Raw genomic sequence first — 14,030 nt, forward strand, 5'->3', positions numbered from 1 at the left:
TTTTGAATCCATTTTTAGTGAAAAAATATCAGTCGGAAAATAAATCTGATTGGAATAATTTTGTGTCAAAATCTAAAAATGCGACATTCTTATTTTATAGAAACTTCATGGAGTATCATGAGGATAGGTTTGAAGATTATTCGCTTTTGATTTATAAAAAGCAGAAGCTTATTGCTGTTTTTCCAGCTAATAGAGTTGGGGATATTATTTTTTCTCATCAAGGATTAACCTATGGAGGGTTATTGCTTCAGTCGGAATTAAAGTTTAATGATGTTTTAGAAAGCTTTAAGAGCCTCTTGATTTTTTTATGCTTCGAAGGCGTTCAACATTTAAAAGTAAAAATGATTCCGTACTTTTATAATAGTTTTCCAAGTGATGAGATAAGTTATTTGTTGTACTTGTTAGGTGCGCAATTAGATCGAAGAGATGCGCTCTCTGTTATCGACTTAAATAGTGATGTTAATATTTCAAAAAATAGGCTAGAAGGTGTAAAGAAGGGGGAGAAGCATAAATTGGAGATTAAAGAGGTAACCGATTTAGATGAGTTTTGGAATATGATTTTGATACCAAATTTAAGATTGAAGCATGGGTTAAGTCCAGTACATAGTTTACAAGAGATAAAGGTATTAAAGGAGCGTTTTCCTAATAATATTAGGCAGTTTAATGTTTATCATAAAAATAAAATAGTTGCTGGGACTACAATTTTTGAGACAAAAAATGTAGCACATTCTCAATATATATCTGGAAATAAGGAAAGTAGTAGTGTAGGGGGGCTGGATTTTTTATATACTTATTTAATAAAAGAAGTTTTTGTAAATAAAAGATATTTTGATTTTGGAAATTCAAACGAAAATAAAGGAAGGAATGTTAACGAGGGACTACAATTTTGGAAAGAAGGATTTGGAGCTAGAACCGTAACTCAAGATTTTTATAAGGTTGATACAAAAAACTATAAGTTATTAGATAGTATCATGATATGATTAAGTTTTTAGACTTACACAAAGTAAACTCCCGTTTTCATAATGAATTTCAAGAAAAATTTAAATCGTTTTTGGAATCCGGTCATTATATTTTAGGAAATCAAGTTTCTAATTTTGAAAATAGTTTTGCTAACTATTGTGGCACTAAACACTGCGTTGGAGTAAGTAATGGTTTAGATGCCTTAATTCTCATTTTTAAGGCCTATTTAGAATTAGGATTACTGAAACGTAATGATGAAGTTATAGTTCCTGCAAATACATTTATAGCCAGTATTATAGCTATTCAGGAAGTTGGACTAAAAACGGTCTTGGTTGAACCTGACATAGATACGTATAATATTTCTATTTCTGAAATTGAAAAAAGCATTACACCAAAAATCAAAGTTATTTTGGCTGTGCATTTGTATGGAATGCTAGCCGATATGAGAAGCATAAATGACATTGCGAAAAAAAATAATTTATTGGTTATTGAAGATGCTGCTCAAGCACATGGTGCAGTTAATGAAGAAGGGATTAAATCTGGAAATTTAAGTAATGCAGCTGCGTTTAGTTTTTACCCCAGTAAAAATTTAGGTGCTCTAGGAGACGCAGGGGCAGTAGTTTCTAATAACGAGGTTTTAATAGATATGATTAAAAAGCTTCGTAACTATGGAGGAACTACTAAATATGTATACGATACTGTTGGAGCCAATAGCAGATTAGACGAAATTCAAGCAATCTTTTTAAGTGTAAAACTGAAGTTATTGGATGATGACAATAAAAAACGACGTGATGTAGCAAGGTTATATCTTTCAAAGATAACAAACAAAAAAGTAAAACTTCCCTTTTATAATTTATCGGATAATCATGTTTTTTACGCTTTTGTTGTTTTGGTTGAAAATAGGCAAGAATTTATTGATCATTTAAGTAAGTACCATATCGAAACTTTAATCCATTACCCAATTCCACCTCATAAACAAAAGGGATTCAGTTACTTAAAAGAATTACCTTTGCCAATTACAGAAACTATTCATAATAAGATAGTTAGTATTCCTATAAGTCCTGTGATGTTAAATGAGGAAGTAGAAGAAGTCATTAGAATTATAAATCAATATTAAAAATATAATAAGCTAATCAAAGTAAATTTGATGTGATAAGTTTTAAAGGGATAATAAAAAATAATCTGTTATTAAAAATAACATCTTTAAATGCTGTAGTTATTACAGTAAGATTGATTATTTCTTTAGCTATTCAAAGAATATTGGCAGTAACGGTTGGAGAAATAGGAATTGCTAAAATAGGTCAACTTCGAAATTTGGTTCAAATAATAACAAGTTCCTCCTCTTTAGGGACATTTAACGGGGTTGTAAAATATATTTCGGAATTTAAGGAGAACGATCAACAGCTTAAAGAGTTGTTTACAACGATATTTGCTTTTGTTTTTATAGGATCGGTTATAACATCCTTTGTCTTTTTTTTTAATGCCTCATGGATAACCATTGAATTATTTGGAAACTTAGATTATGTAAATATTATAAAGTGTCTTGCTTTATTGCCTGTTTTTATAGGTATAAATAGAATTTTTCAAGGTGTAATTAATGGCTTGTCTGAGTATAAAAAATATGCAAAGATTGATTTATTAAGTTATGTTTTATCTGCCATATTACTATTAATATGCCTTTATTATTATAGCTTGGAAGGAGTTCTGTTTTCAATAGTTGTAACTCCAATTATTCAATTAAGTATCATCATTTATGTTTTTGGATCGATTTTAAAAAAATATATAAAAGTTAACGACCTAGGGTTTAAAATTCCTTTTGCCAGAGAACTATTGGCGTTTACATTAATGTCTTTTATATCAACTGTATTATTAAATTATATTGAACTTGATATAAGAACCATGATAACCAATAAAATCAATATTAATGAAGCTGGGTATTGGACAGCCATGAACTTTATATCTAAAAATTATATGGTATTTTCTTCCGGACTGTTTACGCTTTATGTTATACCTAAATTTGCAAGAATTTATGAGGCTGATACTTTTAAAAAGGAAGTTCTTTATATATACAAAACTATTCTTCCGTTGTTTGGTTTAGGCATGCTATTGGTTTATTTATTAAGAGCCTTGGTTATTGAAATTGTTTATCCAAACTTTCTTGGTCTTGAACCATTATTTAAATGGCAGTTGCTTGGAGATTTTGTTAGGTTGGCAACACTTGTTATATCACATCAGTTTTTAGCAAAAAAAATGGTTAAGAGCTTTATAATAACAGAGTTAATTTCGTTAGGCTTGTTTTACTTTTTGTCGAAGACCCTTGTAGTTTTATATGGTGCAGAAGGTGTGGTAATGGCACATTTTTATAGGTATATAATATACTTTGGTGTTGTTGTGGCTGCAATTTGGATTAATTTTTCAACTCAAAAAAATACTCAAAAGGAGTAACTATATAACCATTTAGCTTTTACCTGTCCATTTAAGAACATAGTTATCGGCTATTTTTAAATAATTGTGTTCCTTTTCTATAAAAGCTCTGGCGTTTTTAGAAATTTCAATAATTTTATCAGGATTAAAAATTAACCATTCAAGTTTTTCAATAATTTTATCAGCATCGGGCAAGGCGTTAATAGCAACAGTATCTTCTTTTAAATTATAATACTCTAACCATTCATTTTCAGCGCCAGTAAAAACAACTTTTCCTTTTGCCATAGCTTCAAGAGCATTATACCCTTGATCATAGGCATATACTTGATCCAAAACAATGTGTGCACTGTCAAAAGCTTTTATATATTCGTTGTAAGGTAAACTTTTAACAGTCACTATTTCTACTTTATCTGCATACTTATTTACTATAAAATCAAGTGCTTTCTCAAAAATATCATTACCCTTTTTATAATAATTGTCTTCGTTAATTCCATGAAAAATAACAATTCTACTACTAATACATAAATCGATATGCTTGAGCTTATCTATGTTAATAGGATTAGGCGCTAACCCTAAATATTTATCATTATTAATGAGCGGAATATGATAATCTAAATCTGAAGAAATACAGCCTGTAATGTTTTTATGTATGTATTTGTGCAAATCATAATAAGGATTGCTTATGCGCATTAAAATGTGTTTGAACTTTTTCTTTGAAACCTTATTCTCAAAATATGGCGTTAAAATGGAATATCTAAAATTCTTATCATGAGCGTATTTTACACTCGTATAATCCGTTCCGCAAGAAAGTAAAAATACGTTAGGGTTATGTTTAAAAATAAAGCTTAGAATTTGCTTCTCAATTTTTGGAAGGGTAGAGAATGAGTTTTCGTTTATTAATTGAACAACGTCAAAATTTTTAAACCTATCTTTTTGAGCATTAAATTGAGCTTTTGTACTTATCGAAGCAATATCAATAGAAAATACGCGATACATTATTTTTTTCAATAAAGACATAACGCCCTTATTGTATTTAACTTTAAAGTTTATATCTGCAGGAAATTTTTTAAAGCCATCTCCAGAGGCAACCAAGATTACTTGGTGTCCATTTTTAATCAATCCTTCTTTTAATGAATTGTGAAGTCTACTATATTCGCCAACTAATAAGATTTTCATTTACTATATTTGGTTGATTTTATACAAACATATTTAATTAAAACTTTAATCATATTATTGAATGCAAAAAATATGTATAATAACAACAACTTTAGGAACTGGTGGTGCCGAAAAAGTAAGCGCAAATTTATCTTTTTTATTAACTAATCTAGGGTTTAATGTGCATGTACTTTGTACGAAGGATGTTATTGAATATGATTACTCTGGAACTCTTTTTAATCTTGAATTGAATCTAAAAAATAATAGAAGTAATTTTAATAAGATACGTGTTTTAAATAGGTATTTTAAAGAAAATAAGTTTGATGTAATAATAGATAATAGAACAAGACCTGTTTTGTTAAAAGAACTTGTTTTGTACAAATTTGTTTTTAGAGCAACAAGACGCATTGCAGTTGTTCATAGCCATAATTTAAAAACCTATTTCCCGAGCTCAACGTTTTTTGCCAATCTATTGTATAAAAGGTTATTTAAACTTGTTGTTGTAAGCGAAGAAATAAAGAATATAATTGAAAAAAGGTATAGACTTAAAAATGTTAAGCAAATTTATAATCCCATACATTTAAACTTAATATCAAATAAAGCAGATGAGGTAATAGAGTTTAATGAAAAGTATATTCTTTTTTATGGCAGGATTGAAGAAAAATCAAAAAACCTTTCGCTGCTGTTAGAAGGGTATAAAAAATCTGATTTAATAAGGGAAGGGATAAAACTTCTTATTTTAGGAAGTGGAGATGATTTAGAATCCATAAAGAATAAAGCCACAAATTTATCGTTATCAGAAAGTGTGATTTTTAAACCGTATGTACTAAATCCTTATCCTTATGTTAAGAAGGCATTGTTTACTGTTTTAACAAGTAGATACGAAGGCTTTCCCATGGTTTTATTAGAAGCTTTAGCATGTGGTACTCCAATAATTTCGGTAGATTGTAAATCAGGACCGAAAGAGGTTCTCAAACATGGTTATAATGGGCTTTTAATTGAGAATTATAATAAGGAGGCACTGGCAAATGCCATGAATAGTTTTATATTTGATACCAATTTATATAAAACATGTAAGCTAAATACGAAACAGAGTGTACAACGATTTTCTATAGAAAATATTTCACAAGAATGGAAACAATTAATAAATATAGTACATGACTAAACAAAACATGGGTAGCGGGATTTTAATTAATATCCCCAAAATCATAGATGAGAATGGGAGGGGAAACTTAGCTGTAATTGAAAAAGATATCATTCCTTTTAAAATAGAACGTGTATACTATCTTTTTGATGTACCTAGCGGATCTTATAGAGGAGGACATGCCCATAAACGACTTAGCCAGTTTTTAGTTGCTTTAGCTGGAAGCTTTGATGTCGTTTTAAAGGATAATAAGAATACTAAAAGAATAACACTTAACAATCCAACACGAGGGCTATTAATAACCCCAGGAACTTGGAGAGAGCTCGAAAATTTTTCTTCTGGAGCAGTATGTTTAGTATTAGCTTCTGATGTTTTTGATGAAGACGATTACATTAGAAATTATGATGAGTTTGTACTATTTAAAGGCAGATAGGTATATGTTTTTGCTTATAAGGAAGTTTTGAATTTGTTTTATGAGTTTAAGCAGAAAATTTGGCTGATTTATTAAAAGTTTTTGTTTTAAATTTAAATTTTTGAAATCTATTTGTTTTTTTAATTTTTTATACAAAACAAATTCATTATTTAATTTACATCTAAGTGCTACAGCATAACGATTTATATCAAGATATAGTTTTAGTGAAGAATTTTCTTGTTCTTGTTCAGTATAATTATTAATAAAATCATATCGTATATCATTGTACTCTTTTTTTGAAAGGCTATTTTCAGTATAAAGTTTGTACGACATTGTAATAATAGGATTGAAACTTACTTTATATCGTAAAGCGAATCTTATCCATAAATCAAGATCTTGAGCCGTTTTAAAAGTTGTATCGAATTGCCCAATACTAATAAATTTTTCTTTCGAAAACCCAACAGCCGATGTCCATGCTACTGGGTTTATGATACTCGCTTTAAAGTAATCGTCTACAATTAAACAATCATTTTGAAATTTAAAATTAAAAGTAGCTTTTCTAAATATACCTTTCTGTAATAAAATTTCATAGTTATTACAGTATAATCCAGCCTCGGGAAATAATAAAATTTGTTTTTTTAATTCCATTAAATGATTATCATGCCATATGTCGTCTGCGTCAAGCAATGCGATGTACTTTCCTTTAGCATTTTTTATTCCAACATTTCTGGCAACTGAGACACCTTTGTTTTTTTGCTGTATAAGGTTAATTCTTATATCATCAAACTTAGAGGCTATTTTATAACTATTATCTGTGCTGCCATCATCTACTAAAATAATTTCAAAATCATTAAATGATTGATTTAAAACACTTTTTATAGTGTATTCAATGAATGCTTCTTTATTATATAATGGAATTATTACAGAGAAAAATGGCATCATTTTTTGTTTTTAAGTGAGCAAAAATAACCAAGTCGATAAAAATAAAATAATAGAATAGAAGGATGTGAAGAGTTAAAGTTTTTTAATAAAAGATGCTTAAAACTTTTGAAGAGAAAACAAGTAATCGAGTTTAATCCTAATTTTTCGATCAAACTATAATGTTTTAATAGATCTAAGCCACTCCTATTCATCTTTTTTTCTTTGACTAAAGAAACTAAATTTTCAATAGCATTTTCAGATTTTCTAATAAATGTATTAGCATCATCATCAGCATTATGAATTACAGGATTGTTAAAACGATGAATACTAATATTCTTTTTTAATAACTCATTAAAGAATGTAATATCTTCATAACCATATTTTTTTATTGATTCATCAAACGGATTCATTTTAAACACCTCTTTTTTAATTAGGAAGTTTGAAGAACAAAAAGCTTTGTGTTCTCTTTTTTTTGTATAAAGCCATCTGAATTTATAAGGTTTTTTAGGAGGTTTTTCTAAACAAGTCATACCTCCATTAATAACTTTTTCATTTTTTATACTGATATATCTTTTTATAAAATCATTATATTTAGGAAATGTGCCAGCATCTACGAATAATAATAAAGAATACTTAGCATTTAAAGCCAATAAGTTTCTAATAGCACTTCGCCCTATATTGTTTGGTAATTCTTTAAAGTGGCAGTAATCTATAAAGTTAATTAAATTATTGTTTTTATTTAATGAAGATTTAGATCCGTCATCATATACTAATATTTCAAATTCAATTTTGCACTCTACACATTGTGTATTTAATTCTTTGACTAAAGCGAGGATATCGTATTTATATGTAGGAATTAATACTGATAGCATTATTTACCAAGAATTAAAATGGTTTCGGGAGACCTGTATCCGTAATAAAAATCATCTTTTCTATTGTTAAAGGTTTTAATCTGTACATTAAAACCTTTATTTTTTAGTCTATCTTTCAGTCCTTCAATAGAATAGATTCTAACATGGTCTTCTTGCCCAAAATGTTTTAATCGCCCTTCGGGAGAATCAATAGTAAAATTTTCATAAATATCTCCATTTTTAAATGGAGTTTGCACATAAATTTTTCCGTCTGGTTTTAAAACTCTGTATAGTTCAGACATAGCTTTTTGATCTTCCATAATATGCTCTAAGATATGATAACATATTATAACATCAAATGTTTCGTCGTTTTGATCAATATTAGTAATATCATATTTATAATCGGCCAAAAACTCATTTTCAAAATCTGTGCTGAAATAATTGATGTTTTTAATTTTTTTCAACGCTCGATATAAATTTCTTGAAGGCGAAAAATGTAGCACGTTGCCTTTTAATTCATTTTTTAAGTTAAGCAAATTCCAGAGCCTTCTGTTTCTTGGTAAACTGCCACAAAAAGGGCATAACAAATCTTCATTTTCTAATAAAACAAAAGATTTTAATTTTTTAAAACAAATATTGCATTGGTGGGTATTTCCAATATAAAATATGCCGTAGAAGCTTCTAAAAAAAAACTCACGTTTAAGCAAAAAGTCTTTTGGAATTAAAGTTTTTGCTTTTTTCTTAATGGAATTATACATGATTACTTTTGTGTATCACAAATTCATAAAATTGATTCTTATCACAATTTTAATGTTTTATTAGTTATTAAGAAAATAATTATTCATTTACTGGAAATTTTCTCTAAGCTGAAAAGTTATTTTTAAAAACAATATTGATTACATTTTTGCATGTCGAAAAATATTTTTAAAATGTTTAAGATTTTACGGTTTACCGTATCCGATTTTAAAAAAAATAAAACTTAGTATTTAAAATGTGGTTTTTTCGTCATTAAGGATAGTGATTATAGTTAATTTTAAGTTTTTAACTTTTATATTAATCTATTATGAAAAAATTATTCTTACTAAGTATTTTAATCACATCATTATCTTATTCTCAAATAACAGATCAAAATGGTAACAGTTCTGTAGATTCAAGTAATACTTCGTTATCTGGTAACATAGGTATTGGTTTAACACCATCTGTAAATTCGTTGTACAAACTTCAAGTAAATGGAAGTGGAAGATATTCAAATGATTTATTATTAGGTAATGGAGATTCTGGTGCTAGAATGAAATTTAACTTGAATGGTTTTAAAGTATTTGAACCTAATAATATTAGAACAGTTGCTTTAGAAGGGAATTATCATGGAGGTGGATTGTTTGCATTGTATAGGGCTGATAATGGAGCAAATGGAGTTATATTGCAAAGTAGACCAGATGCAGGTCATAGAAATAATAGTATAATGGTTCAAGAAATGAGAAGTGATAATATTCAGTGGAGAGCTGCTATTTCGCTTAGCTCTTCAATTTTTGATGGAGATACAAACCCGACTAACTATATACAGATGCCGTCTCAAAATTCGACTATAGTAATTGGGCAATGGGGAAATTATAAAAAAGGACAGGGTTATGGCTTGATTAACAAGTTGAAAACTAATTTTGAAGCTGATGTTTATGTAGAAACAGGAAATGTTGGCATAGGAACAAATTCTTTTGTAGATGGTGGAGATACTTACAGGTTATCTGTTAAAGGAAAGGTTAGAGCAGAGGAGGTAAAAGTATATAATACTTGGGCTGATTTTGTGTTTCAAACAGGTTATAAATTACCAACATTAAAAGAAGTTGAAGAATATATTAAAGAAAATGGGCACTTAAAAGATATTCCAAGTGCAGAAGAGGTAAAAGCAAATGGTATTGAACTTGGAGAAATGAATAAGCTCTTATTACAAAAAATAGAAGAACTTACATTGTATGTAATAGATCTTAAAAAAGAAATTGAAATATTGAAAGTTAAAGAATAGGGTGATAATATGAGATTAAAATAACTGCCTGAATAATCAGGCAGTGTTCAACCTTTCCGTTGTACCACCTCATAAACCTGATTCTCATCACACTTAAGTGTTTTACTAGGGTACTTAAGTAATAAAGCATAATCATGAGTAGCCATTAAGATGGTATTACCATTTTTATTGATGTCTTGAAGTACCTCCATAACCTCCACACTGGTTTGTGGATCTAAATTTCCAGTAGGTTCATCAGCAAGAATAAGTTCAGGGTTATTAAGTAAAGCTCTGGCAATGGCTACACGCTGCTGTTCACCACCAGAGAGTTCATGTGGAAATTTAAACCCTTTGGTTTTCATATCTACCTTAGCTAAAACTTCTTCAACACGAGTATCCATGTCTGTTTTGTCTTTCCAACCAGTAGCTTTTAAAACAAACAATAAGTTATCATTAATGGTTCTATCAGTAAGTAATTTAAAATCCTGAAAAACAACACCTAACTTACGCCTTAAAAAAGGAATGTCTTTTTCTTTAAGATGTTTTAAATCATAATCTACAATATGTCCTTCGCCTTTAGTTAAAGGTAGGTCGCCATAAAGTGTTTTCATAAAACTACTTTTACCTGTTCCTGTTTTTCCAATTAAATATACAAAATCACCTTTGTTAATTTCAACATTAACGTTTGAAAGTACGAGACTCTCACCTTGAAAAATAGAAGCGTCTTTTAATTGTAAAATAGGTTTTGACATAAAAGGATGAGTTTAAAGTTACAAGTTTAAAGTTTAATGTTTAACATAACAAACCATAAAGCATAATTTTTATTGTTATGGCAGAGTTTTTATATCTTAAAATAACTATTTCGTACTATTATTTTTACCCTCAATATTTTAACCTTTTTAACATTTAATAAGCCGTCTTATAATTATGGCACGATTATTACGTTATTAACTTTATATCGAATAAAAAGGAGCTTTTTGATGCAAAACATCAAGGTTTCTATTAAGTTTGCCATTTCCTTTTGCTCACGGGGTGAAATCGGAAATCTAAAATAAAGAATTCTTTATTTATCTTTGATTTTAAATTAAAAACAAACCGTTAATGACTAAAAAAAGCATTGTCTCTCTTTTGGTGGCTATTAGTTTTAGTTTACATATTATAGCACAACAATCAGCTACTTATACCAGCAATTTAGTTGATTACCAAAAAGCCTTATCTCTTTACAACAATCAACAATATCTTGCAGCAAAGTCTTTATTTGCTAATGTAAAGAAAACTGCTAAAGAAGAAATCTTGCAGTCTGATTGCGCATATTATATTGCGAATTGTGCTGTGCGTTTAAATCAACAAAACGCAGACCAGTTAGTAGAAGATTATGTAAAAGACTATCCAACAAGTACAAAAAGAAATACTGCTTTTGTTGATGTAGCTGATTATTATTTTGAAAACTCTAAATATGCCCACGCAAGGAAGTGGTATGATAAAGTAGATGAAAACGCTTTAGCTAGAAAAGAAAAGGAAAAATTCAATTTCAATAATGGGTATTCAGCATTTTCTACAAAACAATATAAAGAAGCAAGAAAATATTTAACACGCGTAGAAAATTCTCAGGAATTTGGATCTCAAGCTAAGTATTACATAGGTTTTATGGCATATGAAGGAGATGATTATGATAAGGCTAACGAGTATTTCGATCAGGTAAGCGATCAGGAGCGTTACAAAGAAAAACTATCATATTATCAAGCGGACCTAAACTTTAAATTGGGAAACTTTGAAAAAGCAATAAAACTTGCTAAGGATAGATTAGACGAGAGTGACGAAACGGAAGTATCAGAACTTTCAAAAATAATAGGGGAGAGCTACTTTAATTTAGAAAAATACGCAGAAGCTATCCCTTATTTAACAGCATATAAAGGGAAAAAAGGTAAATGGAATAATACAGACTTTTATCAGTTAGGGTATGCACATTATAAGCAGAAAAGCTATGAAAATGCTATTTCTGAGTTTAATAAAATAGTAGGTGGTAATAATTCAATTGCTCAGAATGCTTATTATCATTTAGGGGAAAGTTATATTAATCTCGATAAAAAACAAGAAGCATTAAATGCTTTCAGATATGCTTCTCAAATGGATTTTGATTTAAGAATTCAGGAAGACGCTTGGTTAAATTATGCAAAGATTAGTTACGAAATCGGAAACCCCTATCAATCAGCACCCCAGGTTTTAGCTGGCTATTTAGATAGATATCCAGATACAAATTATAAGGAAGAAATTGAGACACTATTAATAGATTCTTATATCACGTCGAAAAACTATGAAGAGGCTCTTAAATTATTAGAAGGAAAAAAGAGTTTTGAAAATAAAGTAGCTTATCAAAAAGTGGCATTTTATAGAGGGTTAGAGCTTTATAATGATAATAATTATTTAGAGGCAGAATCGCTTTTTTCTCAATCTTTGAAGGAACCAAGAGACCCAAAATACACAGCTCGAGCAACATTTTGGAAAGCAGAAGCGGATTATAGTTTAACTAATTATGATGAAGCTTTAGTGGGCTTTAAGGACTTTCAACAGGAACCGGAATCTTCATCAACACCTGAGATTGAAAATATAGATTATAATTTGGCTTATGCTTATTTTAAATTGAAAAATTATGGTGAATCAACTAAATATTTCAATCAATTTATTTCTAGTAAAAAAGAAGACAAAGTAAGATTAAATGATGCTTATTTAAGGTTAGGAGATGGTCATTTTGTTTCCAGTCAATACAAAAGTGCTATTAATGCTTATAATAAGGCAATTAAGTTAAATGAAATAGAATCCGATTATCCATTTTTTCAAAAAGCGATCAGTACAGGTTATAGTGGGCAATCTTCAAAAAAAATAAAAGAACTTGAACAGTTTATTTCAAAATACCCTAAGTCAAAGTTGAGAGACGATGCCATGTATGAGTTAGGTAACTCATATGTTAAAGCTAATGAAACTGATAAAGCAATGGCGATTTACAACCGTTTGAATTCAGAATATAAAATGAGCTCGTTTGTGCCTAAATCATTACTGCGCCAAGGATTAGTTTACTACAACGGGAGTGAAAACGAACGCGCATTAACTAAATTTAAAAAAGTAGCAGGAGACTATCCTGGTACACCAGAAGCAGTTCAGTCTGTGGCAACTGCTAAATTAATTTATATAGATTTAGGACGTGTTGATGATTATGCAACTTGGGTTCGATCTTTAGATTATGTAGAGGTTACAGATACAGATTTAGATAACGCTACATACGAAGCAGCCGAAAAACAATACTTAGACGGTAATACAGATAAAGCTATTAAACAATTTAATGGTTACTTAAATAAATTTCCTAGCGGATTGCACGCATTACAAGCCCATTTTCATATAGCTGAGTTATATAACAAAAAGGATTTGTCAGGTAATGCAGCACCTCATTATAAATATATAGTAGAAAGATCGCAGAATGAATATACAGAAGAAGCGTTATCTCGATTATCTCAACACTTTTTAGAAGCTAAAAGTTGGAATAAGGCCATGCCTTTATTGTTAAGGCTTGAAGAAGAAGCAAATTTTCCGCAAAACGTAGTATTTGCTCAATCAAACTTGATGAAAGCACATTACCAGCTAAAAAATTATAATGAAGCAGTTTCTTATGCTGAAAAAGTATTAGGAAATTCAAAAATCGATAATAAAATAAAAAGCGATGCTCATATTATTATAGCACGTTCAGCTATAAAAACAGGAGACGAAAACAAAGCAAAAACAGCTTATACTAAAGTAGAAAAAGTAGCCACAGGAGAAACCGCAGCTGAAGCCTTATATTATAATGCTTATTTCAAAAATAAAGAAGGAGAGCATGAAGCCTCTAATAAATCGGTTCAAAGATTAGCTAAGGACTTTTCGGGTTATAAGTATTTTAGCGCTAAAGGTTTGGTACTTATGGCAAAGAATTTTTATGCTTTAGGAGATGCGTTTCAAGCCACATATATTTTAGAAAGTGTTATTGAAAATTTTGCGGAGTTTGAAGATGTAGTTTCCGAAGCTAAAGACGAATTAAGAAAAATTAAAGCAGAAGAAGCTAAAACCAATTCATCTATTCAACCAGAAGATTAGTTTTGTTATAAGTTAAAGTGTTATGCTGAGCTTAGTTGAGGC

General features: G+C 29.3%; 12 protein-coding genes. 7 read left to right on the forward strand and 5 right to left on the reverse strand.

Annotated elements, in window-relative coordinates:
* Positions 1–2: 2 nt before the first annotated feature.
* From Q4Q34_RS12480 to Q4Q34_RS12490, 3 genes are read left to right on the forward strand one after another with little or no spacing between them, the layout of a single operon-like run.
* Entirely contained in the window at positions 3–980 is a 978-nt protein-coding gene (locus tag Q4Q34_RS12480; protein WP_303316215.1) for a GNAT family N-acetyltransferase, read from the forward strand.
* Positions 977–2,077: a DegT/DnrJ/EryC1/StrS family aminotransferase gene (locus Q4Q34_RS12485; RefSeq protein WP_303316214.1), complete on the forward strand. Its 1,101-nt coding sequence runs from the start codon at positions 977–979 to the stop codon at positions 2,075–2,077. The genes Q4Q34_RS12480 and Q4Q34_RS12485 overlap by 4 nt, the downstream gene beginning before the upstream one ends.
* A 32-nt stretch (positions 2,078–2,109) precedes the next feature.
* Positions 2,110–3,405, forward strand: a complete 1,296-nt coding sequence (locus Q4Q34_RS12490; RefSeq protein WP_303316213.1) for an O-antigen translocase — start codon at positions 2,110–2,112, stop codon at positions 3,403–3,405.
* 12 nt (positions 3,406–3,417) lie between these two features.
* Here Q4Q34_RS12490 and Q4Q34_RS12495 read toward each other — a convergent pair whose 3' ends face one another.
* Positions 3,418–4,560 (reverse strand): glycosyltransferase, encoded by a 1,143-nt coding sequence (locus Q4Q34_RS12495; RefSeq protein WP_303316212.1) that lies wholly within the window; start codon positions 4,558–4,560, stop codon positions 3,418–3,420.
* 61 nt (positions 4,561–4,621) lie between these two features.
* Here Q4Q34_RS12495 and Q4Q34_RS12500 point away from each other — a divergent pair, with 61 nt between their 5' ends.
* Together Q4Q34_RS12500 and Q4Q34_RS12505 are read left to right on the forward strand one after the other, a co-directional pair.
* Complete coding sequence (locus Q4Q34_RS12500) at positions 4,622–5,704, forward strand: glycosyltransferase (RefSeq protein WP_303316211.1); 1,083 nt, start codon at positions 4,622–4,624, stop codon at positions 5,702–5,704.
* The gene (locus Q4Q34_RS12505) at positions 5,697–6,116 is read left to right on the forward strand and encodes a sugar 3,4-ketoisomerase (protein ID WP_303316210.1); all 420 of its coding nucleotides are present in this window, start codon (positions 5,697–5,699) and stop codon (positions 6,114–6,116) included. Before Q4Q34_RS12500 ends, Q4Q34_RS12505 begins: the two co-directional genes overlap by 8 nt.
* Here the strand turns inward: Q4Q34_RS12505 and Q4Q34_RS12510 are convergent.
* The 3 genes from Q4Q34_RS12510 to Q4Q34_RS12520 are packed head-to-tail and all read right to left on the reverse strand — an operon-like array spanning position 6,099 to position 8,625.
* Entirely contained in the window at positions 6,099–7,037 is a 939-nt protein-coding gene (locus Q4Q34_RS12510) for a glycosyltransferase family 2 protein (RefSeq protein WP_303316209.1), read from the reverse strand. The genes Q4Q34_RS12505 and Q4Q34_RS12510 overlap by 18 nt on opposite strands.
* Complete coding sequence (locus Q4Q34_RS12515) at positions 7,034–7,888, reverse strand: glycosyltransferase (protein WP_303316207.1); 855 nt, start codon at positions 7,886–7,888, stop codon at positions 7,034–7,036. The genes Q4Q34_RS12510 and Q4Q34_RS12515 overlap by 4 nt, the downstream gene beginning before the upstream one ends.
* Positions 7,888–8,625 carry a class I SAM-dependent methyltransferase gene (locus Q4Q34_RS12520; protein WP_303316205.1) on the reverse strand — a complete coding sequence of 246 codons (738 nt, stop codon included), beginning with the start codon at positions 8,623–8,625 and terminating at the stop codon, positions 7,888–7,890. Before Q4Q34_RS12520 ends, Q4Q34_RS12515 begins: the two co-directional genes overlap by 1 nt.
* Before the next feature lie 305 nt (positions 8,626–8,930).
* Here Q4Q34_RS12520 and Q4Q34_RS12525 point away from each other — a divergent pair, with 305 nt between their 5' ends.
* Positions 8,931–9,887, forward strand: a complete 957-nt coding sequence (locus Q4Q34_RS12525; protein ID WP_303316204.1) for a hypothetical protein — start codon at positions 8,931–8,933, stop codon at positions 9,885–9,887.
* 47 nt (positions 9,888–9,934) lie between these two features.
* Here Q4Q34_RS12525 and Q4Q34_RS12530 read toward each other — a convergent pair whose 3' ends face one another.
* A complete protein-coding gene (locus Q4Q34_RS12530) occupies positions 9,935–10,618 on the reverse strand; it encodes a cell division ATP-binding protein FtsE (protein ID WP_303316203.1) in 684 nt (227 codons plus the stop codon).
* Positions 10,619–10,967: 349 nt separating this feature from the next.
* Here Q4Q34_RS12530 and Q4Q34_RS12535 point away from each other — a divergent pair, with 349 nt between their 5' ends.
* Positions 10,968–13,988, forward strand: coding sequence for a tetratricopeptide repeat protein (locus Q4Q34_RS12535; protein ID WP_303316202.1), 3,021 nt, complete (start codon positions 10,968–10,970; stop codon positions 13,986–13,988).
* Positions 13,989–14,030: the final 42 nt, after the last annotated feature.

Source organism: Flavivirga abyssicola (genome assembly GCF_030540775.2).
Taxonomy (GTDB): Bacteria; Bacteroidota; Bacteroidia; order Flavobacteriales; family Flavobacteriaceae; genus Flavivirga; species Flavivirga abyssicola.

Excerpts from the sequence above, each read along its gene's own strand:
- Q4Q34_RS12485 (WP_303316214.1), top strand. The coding sequence starts at position 977 with ATGATTAAGTTTTTAGACTTACACAAAGTAAACTCCCGTTTTCATAAT.
- Q4Q34_RS12495 (WP_303316212.1), bottom strand. The coding sequence starts at position 4,560 with ATGAAAATCTTATTAGTTGGCGAATATAGTAGACTTCACAATTCATTA.
- Q4Q34_RS12500 (WP_303316211.1), top strand. The coding sequence starts at position 4,622 with ATGCAAAAAATATGTATAATAACAACAACTTTAGGAACTGGTGGTGCC.
- Q4Q34_RS12505 (WP_303316210.1), top strand. The coding sequence starts at position 5,697 with ATGACTAAACAAAACATGGGTAGCGGGATTTTAATTAATATCCCCAAA.
- Q4Q34_RS12510 (WP_303316209.1), bottom strand. The coding sequence starts at position 7,037 with ATGATGCCATTTTTCTCTGTAATAATTCCATTATATAATAAAGAAGCA.
- Q4Q34_RS12515 (WP_303316207.1), bottom strand. The coding sequence starts at position 7,888 with ATGCTATCAGTATTAATTCCTACATATAAATACGATATCCTCGCTTTA.
- Q4Q34_RS12520 (WP_303316205.1), bottom strand. The coding sequence starts at position 8,625 with ATGTATAATTCCATTAAGAAAAAAGCAAAAACTTTAATTCCAAAAGAC.
- Q4Q34_RS12525 (WP_303316204.1), top strand. The coding sequence starts at position 8,931 with ATGAAAAAATTATTCTTACTAAGTATTTTAATCACATCATTATCTTAT.
- Q4Q34_RS12530 (WP_303316203.1), bottom strand. The coding sequence starts at position 10,618 with ATGTCAAAACCTATTTTACAATTAAAAGACGCTTCTATTTTTCAAGGT.
- Q4Q34_RS12535 (WP_303316202.1), top strand. The coding sequence starts at position 10,968 with ATGACTAAAAAAAGCATTGTCTCTCTTTTGGTGGCTATTAGTTTTAGT.